This is a genomic window from Ferrimonas kyonanensis DSM 18153 (assembly GCF_000425405.1).
GTDB lineage: Bacteria > Pseudomonadota > Gammaproteobacteria > Enterobacterales > Shewanellaceae > Ferrimonas > Ferrimonas kyonanensis.
On record NZ_KE384363.1, the window covers coordinates 107,143 to 133,368 of the forward strand.

Genomic DNA, 26,226 nt, shown 5'->3' on the forward strand with positions numbered 1-26,226 from the left:
TGAGCTTTGTCACAATTCGCCGTCATCATAAAACATTCCGCTTGGTTTAGAAACGGCCAGCCGGTGAACTGTCCGCCAGTATTCATCAGCCCCGCGTCCGACTCCATTGCACCTTGGTCTAGTCCCCGGACGCAAAGCCCGGTACACTGTTCCCATGCAAAAACAACGCCCAGTCAGAGCCGCCAAGCGGCCTGGACAGCGACCTGCGCCACGACCGAAACGACCTCGTGGCCCCCGACAGGTTCTGCTGTTCAACAAACCTTTCGACGTCTTGACCCAATTTACCGATGACGCCAATCGAGCCACCCTCAAAGATTACATTCCCGTCGAGGGGGTGTACGCCGCCGGCCGCCTGGACCGGGACAGCGAAGGCCTGCTGGTACTGACCAACGACGGTCAGCTGCAGGCAAAACTGACCCAGCCGGGCAGAAAAACCAGTAAAACTTACTGGGTCCAGGTGGAAGGGATTCCCAGCGATGATGCCCTGACCCAGCTGAGCCAGGGGGTCACCCTCAATGACGGTCCGACCCTGCCGGCCAAAGTGGAGCGCATCGACGAGCCCGCCATGCTGTGGCCCCGCACTCCCCCCATTCGGGAGCGCAAATCGATTCCAACCTGCTGGCTGGCCATCACCCTTATCGAGGGACGCAACCGCCAGGTGAGGCGCATGACCGCCCACATTGGTCACCCCACTCTGAGGCTGATTCGCTATCGAATGGGCAACTGGACCCTGGACGGTCTCGACAGCGGCGACTATCGCCAGGTGTAAACAACAGCGACTCGACGCCAACGGACATTTTTTGATTGGCCCCTTGAAGCCATTCGCCAATAGCCCCATATGGCCAATTCATGGTAAAATCTGCGCCCGCGCACCAAAGGGCGCATTTTTCTTTTTGCACTTACTCTATTCGGAAATAGCGTGTCTATGTCAGATAACCGTTCCAAGAAGGTGATCGTCGGCATGTCCGGCGGCGTTGATTCCTCCGTGTCTGCCTACCTGCTGATGCAGCAGGGCTATCAGGTCGAAGGCCTGTTTATGAAAAACTGGGAAGAGGACGATACCGATGAGTATTGTGCCGCCGCCCAGGATCTGGCCGATGCCCAGGCGGTGTGTGACAAGCTGGGAATCACTCTGCACAGCATCAACTTTGCTGCCGAATACTGGGACAACGTGTTCGAGTACTTCCTCGAGGAGTACAAGGCGGGTCGTACCCCCAACCCAGACATCATGTGCAACAAAGAGATCAAATTTAAGGCGTTCCTGGAGTTCTCTGCCGAGGCGCTGGGGGCCGATTACATCGCCATGGGTCACTACGTCCGCCGCCGTCAAGCCGCCGACGGCCGCTTTGAAATGCTGCGGGGCCTGGACGGCAACAAAGATCAAAGCTACTTCCTGTATACCCTGAGTAGCGAGCAGGTCGGGCAAACCCTGTTCCCCGTCGGCGATCTCGAAAAACCGGAAGTGCGCCGCATCGCCGAAGAACAAGGGCTGGTCACCGCCGGTAAAAAAGACAGCACCGGCATCTGCTTTATTGGCGAGCGCAAATTCACCGACTTCCTGGCCCAGTACCTGCCCGCCCAGCCCGGCGACATCGAAACCGTGGACGGCGAGTGCATCGGTACCCACCAGGGGTTGATGTACCACACCCTGGGCCAACGCAAAGGGCTGGGCATCGGCGGCATGAAAGAGTCTGGCGCCGAGCCCTGGTATGTGGTCGACAAAGACCTGAAACGCAACGTGTTGGTGGTGGCTCAAGGTGCCGATCATCCAAGGCTGTTCTCCACCGGCCTGGTGGCCAACCAGCTGCACTGGGTCGACCGCCTCGGTCCCGCCGACGGCAGCAAATTAAGCGTTAAAACCCGTTATCGCCAACAAGATATTCCTTGTTCCATCAAGGTATTGGATAATGGCGATCTTGAAGTCCTGTTTGACGAGCCGGTCTCCTCCGTGACTCCGGGCCAGTCTGCCGTGTTCTACGACGGCGACGTGTGCCTGGGCGGTGGCATTATCGACGCAGTCATTCGTTAACGGAAACTGAGATGCAAGAGAACCTGCAAGCACGCACCATGGCTTTTGCCGCCCTGACCCAGGCCATCTGGCAGGTGCAACAGCTGTCCCGCTATGGCCGGGTGGACGACGACGCCATGGCCATGAGCCTGAACGCCATCCTGATCACCGATCCGGACAACCCGGAGGACGTGTACGATCGCGACCGCCTCAACGCCGGCTATCGCACCCTGGTGGACCAGATTGGCGACGGCAACCGCAAAGACGTCGATTTGACTCGCTACATCGTTGGCATCATGGCGCTGGAACGCAAGCTGGCCAAGAATCCGTCGGCCCTGAGCATGCTGAGCGAGCGCCTGTCCCAGGTAAAACGTCAGCTGCACCACTTTGAGATTACCGATCCCCAGGTGCTGGCCAACCTGTCCTCCATCTACAGTGACGTCATCAGCCCTCTGGGGGCCAAGATTCAGGTGGTCGGCAACCCGGAGCAGCTGCAGCAGACAGTCAATCAGAACCGCATTCGAGCCCTGTTGCTCGGCGCGATTCGAGCGGCGGTGTTATGGCGACAACTGGGCGGAAAACGGCGGCAGCTGATGTTTGCCCGCAGCGCCATGGTCAAGACCGCCATGCAGGCGATTAAATAGAATACTCATAAGATGCGCCGGGCTCCCTCGGCGCATCTTCATTATAACGAACCGTTGCCCGAGCAATGGTCACACTCTCTGACTTTGTACCCAAGGAGATTTACATGGAGCTGTCCAGCCTTACTGCCATCTCGCCCGTTGATGGCCGTTATGGAAGCAAAACCGCCCCTCTTCGTTCCATCTTCAGCGAATTCGGCCTGGTAAAATACCGGGTTCAAGTGGAGATCAGCTGGCTGAAACTGCTGGCCGCCTGCCCGGACATCGCCGAAGTGCCCTGCTTCTCCGAACAGGCTCTGGCGACACTGGATGCCATCACCGCCAACTTCAGCGAAGCGGATGCCGCCCGAGTCAAAGAGATCGAGCGCACCACCAACCACGACGTCAAAGCGGTAGAGTACTTCATCAAGGAGCGCATCGCCGACTGCGCCGAACTGCATGCCATTAACGAATTCGTCCACTTTGCCTGCACCAGTGAAGACATCAACAACCTGTCCCACGGCCTGATGCTGACCGAAGCCCGGGATCAGGTGCTGCTGCCTTATTGTCAGCAACTGGTGGACGCCATCAAGGATTTGGCCCGTCGTTACGCCACCATCCCGATGATGGCCCGTACCCACGGTCAACCCGCCTCCCCCACCACCATGGGCAAGGAGATGGCCAACGTCGCCATTCGTCTGGAGCGCCAGGTAAAACAAATCGCTGAGGTAGAGATCCTCGGTAAACTGAACGGTGCCGTAGGCAACTACAACGCCCACCTGTCTGCCTACCCGAATGTGGACTGGCACCACCTGTCCGAGCGCTTTGTGTCTGGTCTGGGCCTGACCTGGAACCCCTGGACCACTCAGATCGAACCCCACGACTACATCGCCGAGCTGTTCGATGCTTTCGCCCGTTTCAACACCATCCTGCTGGACTTCGACCGCGACCTGTGGGGCTACATCGCCCTGGGTCACTTCAAGCAGAAAACCGTCGCCGGCGAAATTGGCTCCTCCACCATGCCACACAAGGTCAACCCCATCGACTTCGAAAACTCCGAAGGCAACCTGGGCCTGGCCAATGCCCTGTTCAGCCATCTGGCCGCCAAGCTACCGGTGTCCCGCTGGCAGCGCGACCTGACCGACTCCACCGTGTTGCGTAACCTGGGTGTCGGCGCCGGCTACAGCCTGATCGCCTACCAGTCCACCCTCAAGGGGATCAGCAAACTGGAAGTGAACGAGCAGAGCCTGCTGGATGAGCTGAACAGCAACTGGGAGTTATTGGCCGAGCCGATTCAGACCGTCATGCGTCGTTACGGCATCGAAAAGCCGTACGAGAAGCTCAAGGAGCTGACCCGGGGTAAGCGGGTCAACCAGCAGATCATGGCCGAGTTCATCGATGGCCTGCAACTGCCGGACGGCGTCAAGGCGGAGCTGAAGCAGTTGACGCCGGCCAACTACATTGGCCGCGCGCACGCCTTCATTGAGCAGTTGTAACCTGCCGCACTGCCGTCAACGCCACCGCTAAGGTGGCGTTTTTCTTTCCTCATTCCATTAAAAACTTCGTCTAGGCTAAACAGAACGCTTTTTTTCATCGGAGCCCCAGATGAACTCCCTGAAGCCTCTGCTGTTTAGCCTGCCGCTACTGCTCGCCTGCTCCCCGGAACCGCAACCACAACGCGCCGCCGCCGTCAGGCCGGTAAAGCTGTTCACCATCACCGACGCCCAGCGCAACCAAGTCTATGAATTTCCTGCCGTGGTGGACGCTTCCCGGGACGCCGCCCTGAGTTTTCAGGTCAGTGGCCTGCTCAAGGAGCTCAACATCATCGAGGCTCAACAGGTTCAGGAAGGTGAACTGCTGGCCAAGCTGGACCAGCGGGATTTCCTCAATAAGCTGGCGTCGGCTCAGGCGGAGTATGACAACGCCGAGCGGGAATACCGACGACTGGAGCAAGTGGCCTCCAAGGGACTGATCTCCCAAAGTGATCTCACCAAGCAGCTCTCCGCCCGCGACATAGCCAAAGCCAACCTGGGGATCGCACAGAAGGCCCTGGATGACAGCGTACTGCACGCGCCCTTCTCTGGCACCATCGCCCAGGTGCCGGTAATCAACCTACAGAACATCACTGCCGGAGAGCTGGTGGCTAAATTAATCGACACCCAGGAACTTGAGGTAAATTTCAATGTTCCCTCCAGGCTGATTAAGTCCGGCCAGCCACCCAAAGTTGAGGTGATCATCAATGCCGACCCGGAGCGACGCTACACCGCCCGATTCAAGGAAATTGGCCTGATTGCCGACCCCAGTTCCCAGACCTATCCGGTTACCTGGCTGTTCACCCCACCGAAGGGCAAACTGATACTGCCTGGCATGCTGGCCACGGTCGAAGCCTCGCCCCCCGGAGCTGGCAGCACTACTCTGGCCATCCCGCTGGAGGCGGTTCAGCAGCAGGGAACCCAAACCTATGTGTGGCTCTACCAGCAGCAGAGCGGCTCCGTCATCCGCCGGGATATCCAGGTCTCCGATGGTGTGGGTGACCTGGTGCCAGTCAGTGCGGGACTGGCCATCGGCGATACCATAGTTGCTGCCGGCGGCGCCTATCTGGCGGAGGGGATGGAGGTGAAACCATGGCAGGATTGAACCTGGCAGAGTTCAGCATTCGCAACAAGGTCTTCAGCGTTATCCTGATTATCCTGGTGTGCATGGGAGGCTGGAACGCCTACCAGGAGATGCCCCGGCTGGAGGACCCCGACTTCACCATTCGAGAAGCACCGGTGATCACACTTTACCCCGGCGCCAGCCCCGAGGAGGTGGCCGAAGAGGTCACCGATCCTCTGGAGCAGGCGATTCAGGAGATGCAGGAAGTGGACTACCTGGAGTCCACCTCATCGGACGGGGTATCGGAGATCAAGGTCAACATCAAATATGAATTCTCCAAGAGCAAAGACGCCCTGAGTCTGGTGTGGACCAAGCTGCGCAACAAGGTGCGCGATGCCCAAACCGACCTGCCCCCTGGCACCTACGAATCTGTAGTGGTGGATGACTTTGGCGACGTCTACGGCCTCTATTACCTGATCACTGGCCAGGGATTTTCCGATGCGGAATTGCGTCGCTACGCCAAGCAGTTGCAGAGCGAACTGCTGCAAGTGGAGGATGTGGCCAAGGTGAGCCTGGGCGGGGAACGCAGTGAGGGAATCTATGTGGAGATCTCCCGGGCCCATGCCACCGCCCTGGGACTTAATATCAACAATATCTACGCCACTCTGGAGAGCCAGAATACCGTCAGCAGCGCCGGTGACGTCAAGATTGGCGATAAACGGGTAATCATCTACCCCAGTGGCAACATCGATTCGGTGGAGTCCATTCGCAACCTTCAGGTCTCCTCCACCGCAGATGGCCAGGTGGTCTACCTCAAGGACATCGCCAATGTCTGGCGCGGCTATCAGACCCCCAGGGATCACAGCTACCGCTTCAATGGCCAGCCTGCCGTCGCCATGGGGATCTCAGCGGTTCAGGGTAGCAACATCGTCAAGGTGGGCCAAGCGATAGACGCCAAGCTGGCGGATGCGGAAAGCCGCCGCCCCTGGGGCATGGAGGTCAACCAGTTCTACCATCAAGGGCAAGAGGTGGCGGCTTCTGTGCAGGGGTTTGTGGCCAACGTGCTTATCGCACTGGTGATTGTGGTGGTGACCCTGCTGCTGTTTATGGGCCTGAAGTCCGCTGCGGTGATCGGCGCCATCTTGCTGCTGACCATCGCCGCCACCCTGGCCACCATGCACATCAGCGGCATCCCCATGCACCGCATCTCATTGGGGGCATTGATCATCGCCCTGGGAATGATGGTCGACAATGCCATTGTGGTCACCGAAGGAATACTGGTGGGGATGCAGCGAGGCACAAAAAAACTGGCCATAGCCAAAAACATCGTTACCCAGACCCAGTGGCCATTGCTGGGAGGCACCCTGGTGGGCATCATCGCCTTTGCCCCCATCGGCTTCGCGCCCGGCGACACCGCCGAGTACACCGGCCACCTGTTCTGGGTGATCCTCATCTCCCTGCTCTACAGCTGGCTGTTTGCCCTGACCCTGACGCCCCTGTTTTGCTACTGGCTGTTTAAAGAGCAATCACCGGACAGTGATGCCAATGCTGGCGACGGTGCCTTTACCCGAGCCTATAAGTCCAGCCTGACACTGGCCCTGAAGCTACGTCTGTTGGTGTGTGCCGGAGTGGTGGCGCTGTTCATCGCATCGGTATGGGGCTTTCAGTTCGTCAAGGACGGCTTCTTCCCCGCCTCCACCACGCCTCAGATGGTGGTGGATTACTGGCTGCCCCAGGGGAGTGACATCGAACGCACTTACCAAGACTTGGCCGCGGTCGAAACCTTTATTCTGCAACAGCAAGGGGTGAAGTCGGTCAACGCCACCATAGGTGCAGGAGGCCTTCGCTACATGCTGGTGTACTCGCCGGAATCGGAAAACAGCGCCTACGGCCAGCTGCTGGTGCGCCTGGATGACTATCGGCGCAACGATACCCTGATCCCCAGGATTCAGAATTACATTGACCAAAACTTCCCCAATGCTCAGGCCAAGGTGTGGCGCTTTGTACTGGGGCCAGGAGGTGGCTCCAAGATCGAAGCCACCTTCAAGGGACCTGACCGGGCCGTACTCAGGCAACTGGCGGATCGAGCCAAGGCCATCATGATTGCCGATGGCGGCGCCATCGCCATCAAGGATGACTGGCGCCAACCGGTTAGCGTCATTGAACCCATCTACTCAGAATCGGAAGCCCGGCGAGCCGGCATCAATCGGGAAGACCTGGCCATGGCGCTGTTGACTAACTTCTCCGGCCGGCAGATCGGCACCTTTCGAGAATTTGATGATCTTATCCCCATCTTCGCCCGGGCGCCGGCACTGGAACGAGTCGGCATCAAGGGCATCCAAAATATTCAGGTACTGAGTGCCAGCACCGGCCAGACCGTACCCATTGCTCAAGTGGTTGAAGAGTTTCGCACTATCTGGCGTGACGGGCAGATAAAGCGAGAAGACAGGCTGTGGACCATCAAGGCCCAGAGCGACCCACTCCCCGGGGAGCTGGCATCGGATCTGCTTACTCGCATCAGGGCTCAGGTGGAGGCGATCCCCCTGCCCAACGGCTACAGTCTGGAGTGGGATGGAGAATTTGGCGATTCCACAGAATCTCAGCAGGACCTGGCCTCAGTGATTCCTCTCGGGGTGATGTTTATGGTCGTCATCGTGTTTGTGCTGTTCGGCACCGTTCGCCAACCGGTGATCATCTGGCTGGTGGTGCCACTGTCCCTGATCGGGGTGGTGGCCGGCCTGCTTGCCACCTCTACACCCATGGAGTTCATGGGGATCCTGGGGCTGCTCTCCCTCTCCGGTTTGCTGATCAAAAACGCCATCGTCCTGGTGGATCAAATTGATCTGGAGATTGCGGAGGGCAAAGCCCCCTATCAAGCGGTCATCGACGCCTCCGCCAGCCGGGTCCGGCCGGTGATGATGGGGGCCCTGACCACGGTACTCGGGGTACTGCCGCTGTTTTTTGACGCCTTCTTTCGCTCCATGTCTGTGGTCCTGGTCGGCGGACTGTCGTTTGCGACCCTGCTGACGCTAATCCTGATTCCCGTGTTGTACGCCCTGTTTTTCAACATTCGAACCCCCGCCCCCTGAGCGTGTATAATCCGGGCCTGCCAAGCTGGCCCGGACTCTTTCTCAAGGACACCTATGTACTCGCTGCAACCTGACGCCCTCGACGCCATTCGCCACCATTGGCAACAGCGGCCGCTGTATATCCCCGCCGCCTTTGCCGATTTCATCGACCCGCTGGAGCCGGATGAACTGGCCGGCGTGGCTCTGGAGGAAACCGCCAGCAGCCGCGTCATCATTCAACAGCAGGGTCAGTGGCGCGCCGAACCCGGACCGATTGAGGATTTCAGCCGCTTCGGCGACCAAGGCTGGCAACTGCTGGTGCAGGCCGTGAACCACTTTGTTCCCGCCGCCGCCGAGCTGGCCAGCGCATTTCGCTTCCTGCCGGACTGGCGCTTTGACGACCTGATGGTTTCTTTTGCCGCCCCCGGAGGCGGCGTCGGCCCCCATGTCGATAACTACGACGTCTTCATCATTCAGGGCCAGGGCCGGCGCCGTTGGCAGGTGGGCAACCGTGGCCCCCATCGCCCCAGAGCGGGACACAGCACCATGGCACTGGTGGAGGATTTTGACGCCATCATCGATGTGGAGATGGCTCCGGGCGACCTGCTGTATATTCCGCCGGGCTACCCCCACTGCGGTCAGACTCTGGTGCCCTCCCTCTCCTACTCGGTGGGGTTTCGGGCTCCCAGTCAACAGGAGCTCATCAGCCAATTGGCTGACTGCCTGCAGGACCAGGACCTGGGCAAGCGCCGATTTATCTCCAACAGCGAGCCGGCCCAACCGCAGCGCATCAGCCAGGCGCACCAACAGGGTATGGCCAAGCTGATCAGCCAACTGGTGGCCGATACGGCCACCCTGGGGCCGATGCTCGGCACCCTGCTCAGCCAAAACCGCTTCGAGCTGGATCTGCAGCCACTCCAACCCCCATTGTCACTGTCGCAGCTGCAACACGCGCTGCAACAAGGCCAGCACCTGCAGCGGGTAGGCGGATTAAAGTGCCTGCAACTGGAGGGCGATGACACCAGCCTGTTTCTGGACGGCCAGCGTTGGTGCCTGCCCAACGGCCTTGCCGATGCCATCACCGATCTGGCCCGGCATCATAAGCTGGAGTTCCCCATGCTAACGCCCCTGCTTAGCAATCCACAGAGCGCCGCCGAATTGCTGCAGTGGGTCAACCAGGGTTACTGGTATCTGCAAGACAACCACTGAGCACAAAAAAAGGGAGCCGCTGGCTCCCGTTTTTATCAACCCTGATGGGCTAGTCTGCCAGTAGCGCCACGGCAATGGCGCCGGTGTTGCTGTAGCGCTTTGACGGTACCGCCTGGCCGTTTTGCTCAACCTGGAATTTCAGGTCATGGCCGTACGCCTCGTAAGTGCGACGGTCTTTTAACGCTATCCGGTACTCCCCTTGATCGGCGTTGAACACCAGATGGATGGGGGCAGAGGTGTAGTGATCATTGGCCTCAGGATGGCTAATGAAAGGATTGATGTAACGCAGGGTCACCACCTGCTTGCCCTGCCCCAACTCAATGGTTTGTTGCTGCCGAGATACCGCTTCGCCGTTGACGTTCATCGCCTCAAATCCCAGTGGCAACTGCAATGTTGCGGCCGAAGTGGTCGCCGAAGCCAGCAGCAGTGCCGCACCAAGCATAAGTTTGTTCATGTTATCGTCTCCCTGATACCGGTTTGCGGGCCCGGTGTCCGATGCCATCAGGCCCAGTCCCTATTAGATCTAACAGAAAATGTGACATTGATCACATTTTGATTTGCAATTAACAGCAGAATCTGAGGCAAATCGCCCCAGTCATGACCATGACTGACTGCCAGCAACCGCAATCTCTGCCTTGATACCCATTAGATTGACTAACAAACACAGTTCATTCTGAATGAATATGGTAGGAGGTGCAGAGGCGGGATCGATGACGTGGCCATCGGAAAGGAAAGGATAAAAAAAGGGGAGAGCCCAAAGGCTCTCCCAAATCGTGCAGGAATTGATTGTTTCAGAGCTTACTTGGCGTACTTAGCCGCTTGCTCACCGGCCAGGCGACCGAAGGTGACGATGTCAGAGATGGCGTTACCACCCAGACGGTTAGCACCGTGAACACCGCCAGTCACTTCACCGGCACCGTACAGGCCAGGAATCACCTTGCCTTCAGCGTTCAGAATCTCAGACTTGTTGTCGATCTTGACGCCGCCCATGGTGTGGTGAACACCTGGAGTCACTTCGATGGCGTAGTAGCTGCCTTCGTTCAGTGCGCGAGGCAGTTGAGGACGCTCGAAGTCACTGTCTTTACCGGCTGCAACCAGCTCGTTGTAACGGGCAATGGTCTTCTCCAGGTTGTTACCGTTGATGCCCTGAGAATCTCCCAGCGCTACGGCAGATGCGTTGCTAGGAACCACACCCAGACCGATGTACTTCTCAATCTTCTTCAGAGAGTGACGTACAGAGTCATCGAAGATCAGGAAGGCAGTACCGCCGGTTTGCTTCAGAATCGCCGCCGCCGCTTTATCACGGGTGGTGATTTCATTGACGAAACGCTTACCTTCACGGTTAACCAGGATGGCACCGTTACCGCGAACCGCTTCGGTTACCATCACACCACCGGCCACAGACAGAGTTGGGTGAGCCTGGATGTACTTCAGGTCAACCATGTCCGCACCCGCTTCGGCCGCCACGTCCAGACCGTCACCGGTGGCACCAGGTTGGTTGGTGGCTTTAAAGCCTTTCAGCTTAGGATCCAGCTTGGACACGCGTTCGTTGTTCTTACCGAAACCACCGGTTGCCAGTACCACGGCGTCGGCTTTCACCCAGTAGTAACCGGTGTACTTACCTTTCACCAGCATGCCTTTCACTTTACCGGCGTCGTCTTTCAGTACTTCAACACCGCGGCTGTTCATGCGCATGTCGATGCCACGCTTAACGGCGTTATCGTACAGAACCTGAACCACGTGAGCGCCGACACCAGCACCACCGGTAGGACGGTGAGTACGGTTTACAGACGCGCCACCCATGCGGCCCACATCGCTCAGGTCGGCACCCATGTTGGTCATCCAGTCAATGGAGCCGGCAGAGTGCTCTACCAGTACCTTAACAAGGGCAGGATCGTTGATGTTACGGCCACCTTTCATGGTGTCTTTGGTCATCAGCTCGATGCTGTCTTTGATGCCCTTAGCCGCTTGCTGCTTAGTTTCTGCAGCGTTCATGCCGCCGGCGGCCAGTTTAGCGTTACCACCGATAACCGGCTCTTTCTCAATCAGCATTACCTTGGCGCCATTATCAAACGCCGATACCGCCGCGGAGAAGCCAGCGCCACCGGAGCCAACAACCAGCACATCGACGGTGTCACGAGGGGCTGCAGCCAGTGCTGCCTGACGATCGGCCTTGTCTTTGTGCAGCTCGGCGATGCTAGGCTCGTGACGCTCCCACTTGCCGCGGTACGGCATGTCGAAGTCGAAGCTGTGGCAGGAATCACAGTAGTTCAGAGATTGCTGGTGACCGCTGTGGCAAGAGGTACAGGCTGGCTCACCCGGGAAGTGAGAGTCGTGAGCATTGTAGTGCTCATGCTTGGTGGTTTCAGCAACCTCTTTCAGGTCACCGTGGCAGGACACACACTGGGCATTTTCATGGCTCAGGTTGTCATCGGACAACTCCATGCTTTCGGTGTGACAGGCATCACACTCCATGTTTTCACCATGAAAATCGGCCAGATTATCGGCAGCGAAGGCGCCGGTAGATAGCAGGCCGGACACCAATACCGCACCAATGGAAAGTGCATATTTGCGAGCGTTCATCAATATCTCCTAAGTGTATTTAGCAATCCGATAATTAACGAGTAACACGGACAACCAATAAAGTGCTTAAAATAAAGGCTGTGACCAAACATTCAGTACGCAATTTATTTCAGCTTTCTTTTGATACCTATAATTGAGTACTCAAAACTCAGATTCAAGTGCCTTGAACAGAACTGGAGATCGGGTCACAACCGGCCGTCAAGGCCATGCACAACTGCATGATACACAAGGGCGCTATGCAGTTTTGCATAGCGCCGCGCCAAGCCGATCAAACAAAAGGGTAAAAATTGGAAGACGGGCAAAAAATACGAAATGAGATAGATTCAAAAAACAAATTTGGTAATGGATCACATAACAACATTGAATCTTTCCTTAATCTAGCCAGCAAATAATCCCCACTCTAAATAAAAAGGGTTTTAAGATGAAAAAAAGCATTATTGCTTCTTCAATGCTGCTGGCACTGATGGGTTCCGCTGCTGCTCAAGCTGAAATGCCAACCTTCTACGGCGCCATGCGTATGGCCGTAACCAACGCCGACACCGGCTTCGCCTCCAACCCTGGCGGCGGTGAAGGAACCACCATCGAAAACGATTTCTCCCTGGTGGGCATTAAAGGCACCGTTGGCCTGAACGACGCCCTGGATTTGGTCTACAAAGCCGAAGTCATGGTAAAAGGCGATGACGAAGCCAATGGCTCCAACCCATTCTCCTCTCGTGACACCTACCTGGGTCTGAAAGGCGGCTTCGGTGAGATGACCTTCGGTCGCATGGGCCAGGCGTTCTGGAAAGCGGAAGGCGGCGTGGATCAGTTCAACGTCACCAACACCGATATCAACCGTCTGTTCTCCGGTAACAGCCGTCACGGTGACATGATCAGCTTCACCACCCCTTCTCTGGGTGGCGTTACCGTTATCGGTACCTACCAGCTGGAAGATGACGCTAAATCAGATAATTTCGACGAGACTTGGGATAAACAAGGCGATCTGTACTCCGTTGCCGCCCTGTACGGCGACAAGAAACTGGCCAAGAAAAACTACTTCGTGGCCGTGGCCTACAACGCCGGCATCGGCGGCGACGAAGCCTACCGTGTAACCGGTCAGGTAAAACTGGGTCAGGTAAAACTGGGCGCCATGTTCCAGGATACTCAGGATCTCGAGCACAGTAACCTGGATGGCAACGGCTTTGCCATCGACGCCAGCTACCCGCTGACTGAAAAACTGAGCCTGAAGGCCCGTTACGGCCAGGACGATTCCGGTAACGGTAAGTACGCTGGCAACGTCATCAAGAGCCTGTCCGGTCTGGATAAAGCCGACATCACCACCGCCGAAGTGACCAACTACGCCGTGGGTGCGGACTACAAACTGAGCAAAGCTGCCAAGGTTTACGCTCACTACAGCCGCTTCGACGCCGAGATTGCCACCGCCGGTGCCAAACTGTACGACGAAGGCGACAACATCTTCTCCATGGGTCTGCACTACAAGTTCTAAAACCACTTGCACTGACTCACAAAAAGGGGCCATACGGCCCCTTTTTTTCATCCCTGACTGAGTCAAATTCGCGACCTCGAGCACACCCCTGCCGACCGGCCTTAGGTATCATTCCGGGCTATGAAATATTGTCTGCTTTTGCTTATTGCGTTTTCGGGCTTCGTCAGCGCCAATGCCGACCCCGTCATCTTCGGTGTGCACTCCAATACCGCGCCATTGGAGTGGCGCAACAACGGTGTCGACCAGGGATTTCACGTTGAGCTGATGTCCCGCATCGGCCAGTTGACCCACCGTCAAATCCGGGTGCGACGAAAATCGTTCCAGCAGCTGGTACGGGACGTCCAGAACCCCGACAGTGACATCGACGTCATCGCCGTAGTCAGTCCGGTCAGCATCAACCGCACCCTGCAACAATCCGACCCCATCTACGCCACCCACGCTAAGGCTTACACCTTGCAGGGAAAGAGCTTCATCAACAACTGGCAAGATCTGGCCAGCAAGCGGGTTGCGATAAAGGTTGGCTCATTTGTGGATGTCTACCTGCAGGGCCACCCACAGAACTTCATCCGTATCGATGTCGACCTCTATGAAACCGGCTTTAAGATGCTGCTGCAGAAACGGGTCGACGTGGTTCTAGCAGAGAACTTTGTGGCACGGCGACTGCAACCCCACTACCCTTCGGTTCGAAGTGCCAGTGATCCGTTGATTTTCGGCGCCTTTAACTTTGTCAGCAACGACAAAAATGCCGAACTCATGGGGCAGATCAATTCGGCCCTGAGACAACTGAAACTGTCTGGCGAGTACGATCGGCTGGTCAACAAGTGGTTTGGTACCGGGCGAGAGAAGGTGGATCTGATCTCCACCCAGGAGAAGGTGATGTGGTGGGCGCTGTTCGTGGCGACCCTGGCTGCCACCGGCATGGTATTTACCTGGTCCATGAGCCGACGACTGCACAAGCGCACCCTGGATCTGGACAGCGAACTGGCCCAGCGCCGCGCCGCCGAAAAGCAGATTTCCCAGCTGTCGGAACAATTCCAGTCGGTGCTGGACGGCATTCCCCATGGCGTCATCCTCTACGACCGCCAACAAACGCGGCTGTGGAGCAATGGCAAAAACATCGAACTGCTGGAGTCCAGTGCCCTGCTCAATGCCAGCGGCTTGCACTTTCAACTGGCGCCGCTGCTGCGGCTGGTGCTGAACACTCAGAAACCTCAGGTGCGCGAACTGCATCAGGAACAGCGCTACTGGCAGTTGCAGGTCCACCCCATCGGTGGTGAACAGGTGGTGGTGCTGCTTGAAGAAACCACCGAACAGCATCAGCTGCGCCAGGCCAACGATCAGGCCAGCCGCCTGGCCTCACTGGGGGAGTTGTCCGCCGGCATCGCCCATGAAATCAACAACCCCACCGGGCTGATTGTGCATGCCATCGCCCTGTTCAGTGAGGCGATGCAGGATCTGAAACCGGCCATCGAGCACTACCAGCACCAGGACCCCTTCTGGCTGATCGCCGGCCTGGAGCCACAGCGGGCGGTGCTGGAGCTGGATCACGGCAGCCAGACCATCGAAGAGGGGGCCCGGCGCATTAGCCGCATCGTCAATGACCTTAAACAGTATGCCCAGCCCGAACAACATCGCAATCACCAGGCCCTGAACGTCAATGACGTCATTCAGGTGTCGCTGCGACTGACCGCCAACCAGGTCAAACGCTTCAGTATTGAAACCCACCTGACCGAGCCCGGCCCGCGGATCTATGGCGACGCCCAGCAGCTGCAACAGGTGGTGATTAACCTGATTCAAAACGCCTGCCATGCGATGACTCGGGACAGCGGCAAACTGATTCTCAGCAGTGGCATCGAAGAGGAGATGGTTTACATTCGCGTGGCCGACAACGGCTGCGGCATGGACCATGCCACCCTGCAACGCATTAAAGAGCCTTTCTTCACCACCCGCCGCGCCATTGGCGGCAGCGGACTGGGACTGTCGGTGTGCAGCCGCATCGTCAATGAACACCACGGCGACTGGCAGGTTCAGTCCAGTCCGGGGAAAGGCACCACCATGACTCTGCTGTTTTCCGAGGAGCCCAGTCAATGAAACTGGCAAGAAATCTGCTTTTGGTCGATGACGAGTCGCAGTGGCTCAGAACCCTGTCCATGACTCTGAATCGACTGGTACCGGAAGCCAATGTGGACACCTGTGTCGACAGCCGCCAGGTCATGAACCGCCTCGACACCAAGGACTACGCCCTGGTGCTGCTGGATCTGACCATGCCATTTCACTCCGGTGAGGAGTTGCTGGAATCGATTCGCAACCAGTACCCCAATACCCGGGTCATCATCGTCACCGGAGTCAATGAGGTGGACACCGCCGTGCGCTGCATGAAACGAGGCGCCTACGATTACTTCATTAAAACCGGCGATGTGGACGACCTGGCGATCTCGGTTCGCCGGGCACTGGAAGTGGTGGGGCTGGAGCGTAGCTATCAGCACGTCAAAGACAGCTTCCTCACCAAGGAGCTGAGCCAACCTCAGGCCTTCAACCACATCCTGACCTGTGAGCCGGCCATGCTGGATCGGCTGCGCTACCTGGAGGCGTTGGCCATCAGCCCCGAGCCGATACTGATCACCGGCGAGAGCGGCAGTGGCAAAGATCAATTCGCTAAAGCACTGCACCTGTTGAGCTGTGCCGATGCGCCCTTTGTGTCCATCAACCTGGCCGGCCTGAACCTGTCCACCATCGAGGCCACCCTGTTTGGTCAGATTCGCGGTGCCCTGGGTGCCGATGAACCCGCCCGGGCCGGATTGGTGCACAGCGCCGCCGATGGCGTGCTCTACCTGGATGAGATTGGCGATCTGCCGCTGGAGGCCCAGAGTAAATTGCTGGACCTGCTGCAGCACCGTCAATACTACCCGCTGGGCAGCGATCGACCTCAGCCGGTGCGGTGCCGAATAGTCGCCTCGACCCAACACGATCTGCTGGCGCTGAAGCAGGCGGGTAAATTCCGCAACGATCTGCTGTACCGGCTAAGGTCCCACCGCATCAACCTGCCGCCACTGCGGGATCGCCCCCTGGACCTGACCATGCTGATCAATCACTTTATTGAGATGGCGGCCAACGAGATGCAGCGGACGGCGCCGTTGCAGCCTAGGGATCTGGCCGACAAGCTGCGTGGCTACCAGTTCCCTGGCAACCTGCAGGAGCTGAAAGGGATGGTGTTTGATGCGGTCAGCCGCAGCGACGACACCCACCTCAATGTGGCCCCGTTTCTGGAAGCCATCAACGAACTCAATGGCTCGGCGGCGCCCATCGACCAGCAGTTGCGCTTTCCCGATAAGCTCCCCACCCTGGCCGAGGCAGGGAAGGCGCTTATCGACGAAGCCATGAGCCGCACCGCCAACAATCAAACCGCCGCGGCCCAGATGCTGGGAATCAGTCAAAGCGCCCTGAGCCGGCGCATCGCCAAGGGGGAGTGACCCCCGAGGCAAAAAAAGGGAGCCACTGGCTCCCTGTCTGGTTGCTGTGCACTCAGCCTTGCTGCTGCCAGTAGCGGTCGGTCATGTGCATGGTGGCCATCGACTCGGCTCTGGCGATCATCAGGTTGGCAAACTCCACCTGCGTCTTGTCTTGGGTGGTGCGCAGAATGTTCTCCGCCTTCAACTGCCAGTTCAGGGCAAAGTGACGCAGCGCCTCTCTGGCGTCCGGAATGTTCTGAGCATCCAGCAGATCCGTCGGCAGGTCGCCACTGATCACCCAGAAACGACGGCTGGCACTGCCATTTTCCTGAATTTTCCAAAGCGTCACGAACGGGGGCAGAATGCGGCTGTCCTTATCCAGCACCTTACCGGGAATCAAGCCCTTCTCTGCCATATGGCGATTGGCCTTTTGAAACTGCTCACGAATCCAACGCTGTTCCTCGGTGCCTTGTTGTTCTGTCATTACCTCTTCCTTATTTATTTCAGCGCTTACCAGTCAAGCCTTAGGCTGATGCCTTCAGAGTGTGATCTATGTCAACTTTGCTTGCCATCTTTGCCACTAAGGTACCGTGGTTCGACTTGGCGCACCCGGTCGTCACTGGTATGGTTGCGTCCATAATCACATATAAGAAGGCCTGAGACCAAGGCCAAACTGCACAGGGAGCAAGCTAGTGGCTATTTTTGAGCACATCTCTTTTGACGGGCACGAGCACGTCATGTTCTGTCATGACCAGGCCTCAGGCCTGAAAGCGATCATCGCTGTCCATGACACCACTCTGGGCCCTGCAGTCGGCGGATGCCGTATGTGGCCCTATGACAGCGAAGCGGACGCGGTCAACGACGTTCTGCGTCTGTCCCGGGGAATGACCTATAAAAACGCCCTGGCCGGACTGGAGTTTGGCGGCGGCAAATCGGTGATCATCGGCGATCCCAAGTCCGACAAATCCGAGGCCCTGTTTCACGCCTTCGGCCGCGCCGTGGACTCTCTGGGCGGACGGTATTACTCCGCCGAAGACGTGGGCATCAACACCTCCGACATCATGACCGCCCACGAAGTCACCCCCTATATGTGCGGCCTGGAAGGCCAGAGCGGCGATCCCTCGCCGTTCACGGCGCTGGGTACCTTCCTGGGCATCAAGGCTGCGGTAAAACACCAACGCGGCCTCGACAGCCTGGAGGGGATCAAAGTGGCGGTTCAGGGACTGGGGCACGTCGGCTTCGATACCTGCCGTTACCTGCACGAAGCCGGGGCCGAACTGGTGGTCTGCGATCTCAGCGCCGAGCAACTGGACCGCGCCGCCACCGAATTTGGTGCCACCATCGTTGGTCTGGACGAGATCTACAGCCAGGCGGTCGACGTCTATTGCCCATGCGCTTTGGGTGCCACCATCAATGACGCCACCATCCCCCAGCTTAAGGCCACCATCGTCGCCGGCTGCGCCAACAACCAACTGGCCGAGCCTCGCCACGGCGAAGTGCTAAAGCAGAAAGGGATTCTGTACGCGCCGGATTACGTCATCAACGCCGGTGGCATCATCAACGTCTCCTTTGAGAAGGACTATGACGCTGCCAAATCAGACGCCAAGGTGCGTAAAATCTACGATACCCTGCTGACCATCTTCCGCAGCGCCGAAGAACAGGATCGGACCACCGGCGACGTGGCCGATGTCATGGCCCGGGAGATCATTGCCAAGGCCAGAGCCGCCAAAGCCTGATTCTCTGACCCAGCCTGCACAAACCCCGCCCTGCGGGGTTTTTTTCTGCCTCCAGCCCGGCCTTCACGGATCCTGTTTTGTGATCCTGCGCCTTGAACCAAGCCAGACGGGCTCATACACTCACTCGAGACTTAAATACAAGATGTTGATGAAAAAGACATTTACTCATAACGATAGCCCCATATGGCGGCCGAATCGCTAAGGCGTCGGACGCAAAATTTAAGGATGAATGGATGAAACCAGCCCTGCTGCTGTGCGTGGCCCTGCTGCCGCTGCACGCCGTTGCCAACACCTCCTCCCACAGCGTCGAGTACCAGATGGATTTTTCCGTCATGGACAGCGATCGCAGCGACATCACCCATGAGCTGAATGATGTCGGCAGTGCCCACAATACGCTGTCCTACCGCTACGCCGTCACCGATTGGATGTCGGTGGGCGTCGGCTACCTGTGGGGCGACAGTGACGACTTTGCCCTGTTCCCCGTCGACGCGTTCACCGATTCCAAACTGGAGTACCAGGGCATTCAGTACAGCGTCCGCCTGCAACTGCCACTCTCACAGCGCAACCGCTTGTACCTGCAGGCCAATGGCCTGGATTTCGACTACGACGTCTTTGATGACGGTGAGGTCGTTGGCAGCGACGACGGCTTTGATTTCGGCCTGTCGGCGGGTTGGCGCTACGAATGGGACATCGGCCTGGGCCTGAAAGTCGGCTACGACTATCAGAAGCTCGGCGACCACATCGATATTAAGGGGATCAGCGTCGCCCTCAGCTACCGCTTCTGACCATTTCCTCTCCCGGACGCCGTGCCCGCCTGGGCACGGCCCCCATTCACTCCCGCAGCTAACCGTTTATCGCCGATAACGGCCCTTGGTCGCATCGGCCGGCAGCGCGGCCCTGACCCGGCTAATCTGCTCCTGACCCTGTTTAATGGATTAAGGAGCCGACCATGAACCCCCTCATTACCACCCTCACTGCCGCCCTGCTGACGTTCAGCCTGTCTGTCGCCGCCACCCCCGGCGTCGAACTGATTCACCTCTATAACCAGGCCGCCCAGGGGGATGAAGACAAGGTAGATCAGGCCTATGACCAATTCAATGAGCTTATCCGCAGCGAAGGCGAGACCCCGCTGACCCTGGTGTATCTGGGCGCCAGCGAAACCCTGAAAGGTCGCGACACCTGGCTGCCCTGGAAGGCGATGGGCTACGTCGAGTCCGGCCTGAGCCACATCGATCGCGGCTTGAACCTGCTCAATGAGCAATCGCTGCCGCTGGCTCAGCAGCCTCGAATCCAGGGGCTGCCCGAGAACTATCTGGCCCGGGCCACCGCCGCCGTCACCTATACCCAACTGCCAGGCATGTTCAATCAGTTTGACAAGGGCTATGACCTTTACCTGGTGTTGCTGGAAGAGCCGCAGTTTCAACAGCAGCCCTTTGCCGCCGTCAGTTGGATCTACCACTATGCCATCGCCGCCGCCCTCAAAGCCGACGACGACTACCAGGCCAGATTGTGGCTCAAGCGGATGCAGCAACAGGCACCACAGCACCCGGACACCCTGGCCGCCCATGCCTTGCTGGCTAAGGGGTAATCCGATGCTGCGTTTCGATGAACTGCACAAAACCTATGGCCATGGCCAGCAACGGGTGCACGCCCTGCGCGGGGTCAGCGGTCAGATTGACGCGTCAGAGATGGTGGCCCTGTGCGGCCCCTCCGGCTCTGGCAAAAGCACGCTGCTGAACCTACTCGGCCTGCTGGACCGTCACGACGCCGGCGAGATTCGCTTTAATGATCAGACTCTGCCTTCAGACGCCAGGGCGGCGGCCCTGTTTCGCCGCCAGCAGATGGGCTTTGTGTTCCAACGCTTCAACCTGGTGCCGGTGATGACCGCCGAAGAGAATGTCGCCTACCCCCTCTATCTGGCTGGACTAAGCCGAGCCGAACAGCGCCGCCAGGCCCGCAGCATGCTCACCGAGGTGGGACTGAAATCGGTACTGGATCATCGCCCCGATCATCTCTCCGGCGGCCAGCAACAGCGAGTCGCCATCGCCCGGGCCTTGGTGCACCAACCGGCGCTGGTGATCGCCGACGAACCCACCGCCAGCCTGGACAGCGACAACGCCAACCTGATCATCGATATCATGAAACGGCTGGGACACCAACGGGGCACCACCTTCATCATCGCCACTCACGACTCAAGAATGGCCGGCCGTTGCGATCGTACCCTGTCGCTGCTGGACGGCCAGATGCACAGGGAGGCCAGACAATGGGCCAGCTGACAGCACCTCTTTTCCCCTACTCATTCAAACTGGCGGCTCTGAATCTGCTGAGAAATGGCCGCCGCAGCAGCCTGGCGGTGATCATTATCGCCATCGCCGTCTTTGCCCTGACCAGCGCCGGCGGCTTTGGCCTGTTTACCTACCGGGCCCTGCAGGAAGCCACAGCCCGGGACAGCGGCCACCTGACCCTCAGCCAACCGGGTTACTTTGAACAGGATGAGGAGATGCCACTGAGCAATGGCATCGACAACAGCCAGGCGCTCATCCAGGCGCTGTCTGACAACCCGGAGATCAAGGCGATTCAGCCTCGCATCTACTTTACCGGTTTGATCTCCAACGGCACCACCTCCACCATCTTTATGGGGATCGGGGTGACCGCCCGAGAGTTTGAACTCAAAGGCCCTTTCCTGGATATCCGCCAGGGCCACGCCCTGACCGCCATCGACTCGCCCCGCTATGATGCCGATGCGCCCCAGGTCATGCTGGGTCAGCAACTGGCCAGCAGCCTCAGAGTTGAGCCCGGAGACTGGATCACCTTGCTGTCCACCACCAGCGAAGGCGCCCTGAACGCCCTGGACTTTCAGGTCCATGGTATCTACTCCACCGGGGTGCCGGATCTGGACAAACGCCAGTTGTATCTGCAACTGAATTCGGCCGCAGAGCTGCTGGCCAGTGATCGCATCAGTACCCTGTCGCTGTTTCTTCACCACACCGACGCCACCGAATCGGTGCGCCATCAGGTGCAACAGAGCCTGGCTGAGCAGCAGCGCACCCTGGAGGTGACCCCCTGGCAGGAGCGGGCCTTTTTCTACCGCGGCGTCAAAAACCTGTATGACCGCATTTTTGGCATCATGGGGCTGGTCATGGCGCTGGTGGTGTTCGCGTCCCTGTTCAATACCCTGACCATGTCCGTCAGCGAACGCACTCGTGAGATTGGCACCCTAGCGGCCATGGGCACCCTGCCAATGGAGATCGTCAACGGCTTTGTCCGTGAAGCCGGCTTACTGGCGCTGCTGGGCAGCATCGCCGGCGCCCTGGCCACCGCCTTGGTCAGCGTGTTTCTGCTGCTGGTTGAGGTGCAGATGCCGCCACCACCGGGACGCAGCAATGGCTACCCGCTGCACATCCAGTTCTCCTGGGAGCTGGTGCTGATGGCCACCGTCGGCGTCACCCTAATCTGCCTGCTGGCCGCCTTTCTGGCCGCCCGTAAAGGCGTCCGCACGCCCATTACCGAGGCCCTGACCCATGTATAAACTCCTGTGCTCATTGACCCACTCTCTGCGGTGGCTGGCGATGCTTCTGCCTCTGGCTGCCATGGCGACTCCGGACCGCACTCCCGCCGAACAACTGCGCATCGCCGACGGCTATCGCCTCGATGAACAGGCCTCCAAAGTGGTCACCACCGTGAGCCTGTTTGAGAATGACGTGCTCAGCAAGACCCGCCGCTATCACGTCTATACCCGGGCCAACCATCAGTCTCTGGTGCTGTTCAAATCCAAGGCTGAAGCCGGCCAGAAGATGTTGATGCTGGAGGACAACTATTGGCTGCTGATGCCTAAAAGCCGCCGCCCCATTCGCATCACTCCGATGCAAAAATTGCTGGGTGAAGCCTCGGTGGGCGATCTGTCCACCTTGACCTGGAGCGACAGCTACCAGGGACAGTGGGTCAGTGCTGAACGGATCACGCCGCCTCACGGCGCCGCCATCGACTGTAACCGGCTCAGCCTGACCGCCCGCTACCCGGGTGCCAGCTACCGCCACATCGACCTGTGGCTAGCGAAAGACAGCGACTTCCCGGTGCGGGCGGATCTGTATCTGCACTCCGGTAAACTGGCGAAACAAGCCTGGTTTGAACCAGGGACTCGAGCGCAGAAACCGGCGGTGATCGCCATGACTCTGCTGGACCGCATTCAGCCCCACAAACGGACCCGGGTGGAGTATCTGCAGATCACTCCCGCCTCATTACCAGACAAGTACTACAACCCGGCCTACTTGTCCCGCAACAGCCTGTCGGAGCTCTGATGCGCGCTCTGCCACTGATCCTGTTGGGCACCGCCCTGTCGGCCCAGGCCGATTCGCTGCGACTGGACTGGGACTGGCAACTCAGTGCCGCAGGACAGCAACCGCGAAACAGCGTGCTGTTTGCCGAACCGCAACAGGATCACCGCCACTCCGTGGACGCGCTGCTGGAGCTGGAATTTCAGCATTCTCAATGGCTCGGCAGCCTGGCTCTGCGCACCAACAACCTGGTCGCCAGTGACGACGCCGAGTTGGATGCCGATCTGCTGGTGCGGGAGCTGACCTGGCAAGGCAGCCTGAGCAGTGGCGACCTGACGCTGGACCTGACGCTGGGAAAATCCCGCATCGACTGGGGCGTCGGCTACGGCTATCGCCCCCTGGACATCTTCAAAGGTTATCGCCGTAACCCCATCGGCATTCAGGTTGAAGAGGGCGTCGGTACCGCTCTGCTGTCCCATTTCGACCTGAATGGCGAATGGACCCTGCTCTACACCGACTCCTCCTGGGTGTCGCAAACCGGCACCCCACTGGAGCAGGCGAGCGAGCAGCAGGGCGTGGGCCTGCGCCGTTACTGGCTCGACGGCGATCAGGAGTACCAGCTGATTGGCTATTATGACGATGTCCGCCATGGCCTGCTTGGCGCCAGCTGGGTCAACGTGCTCGGCCTGGCCTGGGAGCTGCACGCCAGCGCCCTCATCCAACGCCACTACTATGGCTATCAGCTTCCCGACGACCCCCACCAACCCGCCATTCTCAACCATCAGCAAGGGGCGGGGCAGGCGCTTGTTGGCTTCACCTGGGCCAACGAAACCGGCCACAACGTCATCATGGAATACTGGTACGACAGCCGCAGCTGGAGCCAGTCACAATGGCAACTGGCCCGGCAACGGGCCGTCGACCACCAGGGCACGCCTTGGCAGCCCCTGAGTTACAGCTACGCTCAGGGCTACTGGCACGCCAACATTGTCCGCCACAACCTGCTGGCGCACTGGAGCCTGGACAGCAGCGGCTGGCACCACTGGGACTGGAGTCACTCTTACCCTTGGTTGCAGCAGCTCACTCCGACTCTGGATCTGCTCTACGCCCCGGAGGATCACGGCCTGATCGCCACACAATGGCTTAGTTGGCAGGCCATCGACGACGGCGATAGCAGCCTGGTCGTCGAGCTGGCCGCTCGCTTTAGCTGCGGTGCCAGTGACTCGGCCTACCACAATCTCCCGGATAAGCGTATGATTTTGCTAAATCTGAAAGGACGATTTTAATGAACGACGTGCACATCGGACGCTTTCATCGCGACAATTTGAAATCCTTTGGTTTCACCGCGCTGTTTTGCTTTGTCATCGCCATAGCCACCTATCAGCTGTGGCCCAGTGCCTTTACCGTGCACCTGCTGATCAGCTATGGCTATGGCCTCAGCGGCTTTGCCGGTAGCCGGCTGATCATGACTCTGTGGCCCAGCCTGAATCAACGCTGGACCGTTCTGGGTGCCGTTTCCGGAGCCATGAGTATCGGCTCTGTCAACGCCTGGTTCTGGCTCAGCGATGCCCCTGGCTTTGACTCATTTGACGGCATGAAACCGGTGCTGATGCTGGCTCTGCTGTTCACCGTCACCTGCTATTACTACTACTACGCCAAGGCTCAGAAGGCGATCATCGAGCAACAGATGGAAGCGGCCCGCCGACGCCAAAGCGAACAGGAGCGGGCCCTGGCCCTGAGCCAACTGGCACAACTGCAAAGCCAGATTGAGCCACACTTCCTGTTCAATACCCTGGCCAATATCATGGTACTTATCGACACCGATGCCGACAAAGCCAAGCGAATGTTGGAACGCCTGACCCAACTGCTGCGCACGACCTTGAAAAGCAATCGGGCTCAGCAAATCGGCGTCGACGAAGAGATCAGCCTGATCCGGGCCTACCTGGAACTGCAACAGATTCGATTGGGACAGCGGCTGAGTTTTGATATTCACTGCGACCCGGCGCTGATGGGCCACTCATTGCCACCGCTGTTACTGCAGCCATTGGTGGAAAATGCCCTCTACCACGGCCTGGAGCCCCAGGAGGACGGCGGCCACATTCAGGTATGCCTGAGCCAGCAACAGGACCGGGTACAGTTGTTGGTCAGCGACAACGGCGGTGGCCTGCAACATTCTGGCAAAACCCATCAAGGGCAAGGGCTGGGCCTGAGCAATCTCCGAGCCCGACTCAAGGCCCTGTTCGACGGCAAGGCCTCTTTGTCCATTGTCGAAAACGCCAGCGGCGGCGTCGACAGCCGGGTGTCCCTGCCCCTTACTGAACTGTCCTCACTGCCGGAGCCCAGCCATGACTGAGATTGTCACTGCCGTCATTGCCGATGACGAACCCCTGCTTCGCCACCATCTCGATCGGGCCCTGGCCCAGATCTGGCCGCAACTGCAGATCGTCGCCAGTGCCGCCAATGGCCAGCAGGCTTTAGAGGCCATCCACCGCCATCAGCCGGACGTGGTGTTTCTGGACATTCGCATGCCCAAGCTCGATGGCATGGCACTGGCCGGGCAATTGGCCCGCCTCAGCACTCCGCCTCTGGTGGTGTTCACCACCGCCTATGACGAGTATGCCCTGCGCGCATTTGACAACAACGCCGTGGACTACCTGCTAAAACCGCTGTCGGACGAGCGCCTCCAGCAGGCCTGTCACAAGCTGCAGCAACGGCTGGCCAGTCAGGCCGCACCTGCGCACGACCACGCCCGCCTGCAGCAACTGATGACGCAACTCAGTCAACTGGCACCGGCGATGGCCAAGCCGTTTCTGTCGTGGATAAAAGCCAGCCGTCAGGAGGAGATCCACCTGATCGCCATCGACGATGTGCTCTATTTTAAGGCCGACGACAAATACGTGTCGCTGTTCACCCGTGTCGCCGGTGAAGCCCCGGTCGAGTACCTGATCCGCAGTTCGCTAAAAGAGCTTTTGCCGCAACTGGATCCGGACTGCTTCTGGCAGATTCACCGCTCCACCATCGTCAATGTGGCCGCCATCGACCGAGTAACCAAGGAGTTCGGTGGCAAACTCAAGGTACAGATCGGGCCTCACTCCCTGGCCGTAAGCCGCAGTGCCCAGTCGTTATTCAAAGAGATGTGAGGCTGCAACGACTGCGATAAAATTCCGCGGTTGGCCGCTTATGGTCACGGCCCCTGTGACA

At 58.6% G+C, this 26,226-nt stretch carries 22 protein-coding genes; 19 read left to right on the forward strand and 3 right to left on the reverse strand.

Features of this window, described 5'->3' with window-relative positions:
- Positions 1–154: 154 nt before the first annotated feature.
- The 7 genes from rluE to H598_RS0114035 all read left to right on the forward strand — a co-directional run bounded on the left by rluE (position 155) and on the right by H598_RS0114035 (position 9,500).
- Positions 155–769 (forward strand): 23S rRNA pseudouridine(2457) synthase RluE, encoded by a 615-nt coding sequence (gene rluE / locus H598_RS0114005; protein WP_028113562.1) that lies wholly within the window; start codon positions 155–157, stop codon positions 767–769.
- A gap of 156 nt (positions 770–925) precedes the next feature.
- Entirely contained in the window at positions 926–2,029 is a 1,104-nt protein-coding gene (mnmA, locus tag H598_RS0114010; RefSeq protein ID WP_028113563.1) for a tRNA 2-thiouridine(34) synthase MnmA, read from the forward strand.
- An 11-nt stretch (positions 2,030–2,040) separates the two neighbouring features.
- Positions 2,041–2,652, forward strand: a complete 612-nt coding sequence (gene hflD, locus H598_RS0114015) for a high frequency lysogenization protein HflD (protein WP_028113564.1) — start codon at positions 2,041–2,043, stop codon at positions 2,650–2,652.
- Between the two features lie 104 nt (positions 2,653–2,756).
- Positions 2,757–4,124: an adenylosuccinate lyase gene (purB, locus tag H598_RS0114020; protein ID WP_028113565.1), complete on the forward strand. Its 1,368-nt coding sequence runs from the start codon at positions 2,757–2,759 to the stop codon at positions 4,122–4,124.
- Between the two features lie 109 nt (positions 4,125–4,233).
- Positions 4,234–5,265 (forward strand): efflux RND transporter periplasmic adaptor subunit, encoded by a 1,032-nt coding sequence (locus H598_RS0114025; protein ID WP_028113566.1) that lies wholly within the window; start codon positions 4,234–4,236, stop codon positions 5,263–5,265.
- Positions 5,253–8,312, forward strand: a complete 3,060-nt coding sequence (locus H598_RS0114030) for an efflux RND transporter permease subunit (RefSeq protein WP_245595602.1) — start codon at positions 5,253–5,255, stop codon at positions 8,310–8,312. Before H598_RS0114025 ends, H598_RS0114030 begins: the two co-directional genes overlap by 13 nt.
- Before the next feature lie 54 nt (positions 8,313–8,366).
- Complete coding sequence (locus H598_RS0114035) at positions 8,367–9,500, forward strand: cupin domain-containing protein (RefSeq protein WP_028113568.1); 1,134 nt, start codon at positions 8,367–8,369, stop codon at positions 9,498–9,500.
- 49 nt (positions 9,501–9,549) lie between these two features.
- Here the strand turns inward: H598_RS0114035 and H598_RS0114040 are convergent, their stop codons facing one another.
- Complete coding sequence (locus H598_RS0114040) at positions 9,550–9,954, reverse strand: DUF2057 family protein (RefSeq protein ID WP_028113569.1); 405 nt, start codon at positions 9,952–9,954, stop codon at positions 9,550–9,552.
- 344 nt (positions 9,955–10,298) lie between these two features.
- Positions 10,299–12,083 carry a flavocytochrome c gene (locus H598_RS0114045; RefSeq protein ID WP_028113570.1) on the reverse strand — a complete coding sequence of 595 codons (1,785 nt, stop codon included), beginning with the start codon at positions 12,081–12,083 and terminating at the stop codon, positions 10,299–10,301.
- 421 nt (positions 12,084–12,504) lie between these two features.
- On the opposite strand from H598_RS0114045, the gene H598_RS0114050 reads away from it, so the two are divergent.
- The 3 genes from H598_RS0114050 to H598_RS0114060 all read left to right on the forward strand — a co-directional run bounded on the left by H598_RS0114050 (position 12,505) and on the right by H598_RS0114060 (position 17,039).
- Positions 12,505–13,569 (forward strand): porin, encoded by a 1,065-nt coding sequence (locus H598_RS0114050; protein WP_028113571.1) that lies wholly within the window; start codon positions 12,505–12,507, stop codon positions 13,567–13,569.
- Positions 13,570–13,689: 120 nt separating this feature from the next.
- Entirely contained in the window at positions 13,690–15,660 is a 1,971-nt protein-coding gene (locus tag H598_RS0114055) for an ATP-binding protein (protein ID WP_028113572.1), read from the forward strand.
- On the forward strand, positions 15,657–17,039 hold the full coding sequence (locus tag H598_RS0114060; RefSeq protein ID WP_028113573.1) for a sigma-54-dependent transcriptional regulator: 1,383 nt from the start codon (positions 15,657–15,659) through the stop codon (positions 17,037–17,039). Before H598_RS0114055 ends, H598_RS0114060 begins: the two co-directional genes overlap by 4 nt.
- 52 nt (positions 17,040–17,091) lie before the next feature.
- On the opposite strand, the gene H598_RS0114065 is transcribed toward H598_RS0114060, so the two are convergent.
- A complete protein-coding gene (locus H598_RS0114065; protein WP_028113574.1) occupies positions 17,092–17,502 on the reverse strand; it encodes a DUF4826 family protein in 411 nt (136 codons plus the stop codon).
- A 208-nt stretch (positions 17,503–17,710) separates the two neighbouring features.
- Here H598_RS0114065 and H598_RS0114070 point away from each other — a divergent pair, with 208 nt between their 5' ends.
- The 9 genes from H598_RS0114070 (at position 17,711) to H598_RS0114110 (ending at position 26,165) form a co-directional block, all read left to right on the forward strand.
- Positions 17,711–18,754, forward strand: coding sequence for a Glu/Leu/Phe/Val dehydrogenase dimerization domain-containing protein (locus tag H598_RS0114070; protein ID WP_028113575.1), 1,044 nt, complete (start codon positions 17,711–17,713; stop codon positions 18,752–18,754).
- Between the two features lie 233 nt (positions 18,755–18,987).
- On the forward strand, positions 18,988–19,539 hold the full coding sequence (locus H598_RS0114075) for a porin family protein (protein WP_028113576.1): 552 nt from the start codon (positions 18,988–18,990) through the stop codon (positions 19,537–19,539).
- 164 nt (positions 19,540–19,703) lie between these two features.
- Positions 19,704–20,342, forward strand: a complete 639-nt coding sequence (locus H598_RS0114080; protein WP_035415939.1) for a hypothetical protein — start codon at positions 19,704–19,706, stop codon at positions 20,340–20,342.
- 4 nt (positions 20,343–20,346) lie between these two features.
- On the forward strand, positions 20,347–21,030 hold the full coding sequence (locus H598_RS0114085; protein ID WP_028113578.1) for an ABC transporter ATP-binding protein: 684 nt from the start codon (positions 20,347–20,349) through the stop codon (positions 21,028–21,030).
- Positions 21,018–22,283: an ABC transporter permease gene (locus H598_RS0114090; protein ID WP_028113579.1), complete on the forward strand. Its 1,266-nt coding sequence runs from the start codon at positions 21,018–21,020 to the stop codon at positions 22,281–22,283. Before H598_RS0114085 ends, H598_RS0114090 begins: the two co-directional genes overlap by 13 nt.
- A complete protein-coding gene (locus H598_RS0114095; protein WP_084144475.1) occupies positions 22,276–23,052 on the forward strand; it encodes an outer membrane lipoprotein-sorting protein in 777 nt (258 codons plus the stop codon). The genes H598_RS0114090 and H598_RS0114095 overlap by 8 nt, the downstream gene beginning before the upstream one ends.
- Positions 23,052–24,311, forward strand: a complete 1,260-nt coding sequence (locus tag H598_RS0114100) for a hypothetical protein (RefSeq protein ID WP_028113581.1) — start codon at positions 23,052–23,054, stop codon at positions 24,309–24,311. Before H598_RS0114095 ends, H598_RS0114100 begins: the two co-directional genes overlap by 1 nt.
- The gene (locus H598_RS0114105; protein ID WP_028113582.1) at positions 24,311–25,378 is read left to right on the forward strand and encodes a sensor histidine kinase; all 1,068 of its coding nucleotides are present in this window, start codon (positions 24,311–24,313) and stop codon (positions 25,376–25,378) included. Before H598_RS0114100 ends, H598_RS0114105 begins: the two co-directional genes overlap by 1 nt.
- Entirely contained in the window at positions 25,371–26,165 is a 795-nt protein-coding gene (locus H598_RS0114110) for a LytR/AlgR family response regulator transcription factor (RefSeq protein ID WP_028113583.1), read from the forward strand. The genes H598_RS0114105 and H598_RS0114110 overlap by 8 nt, the downstream gene beginning before the upstream one ends.
- The last annotated feature ends 61 nt before the right edge of the window (positions 26,166–26,226 follow it).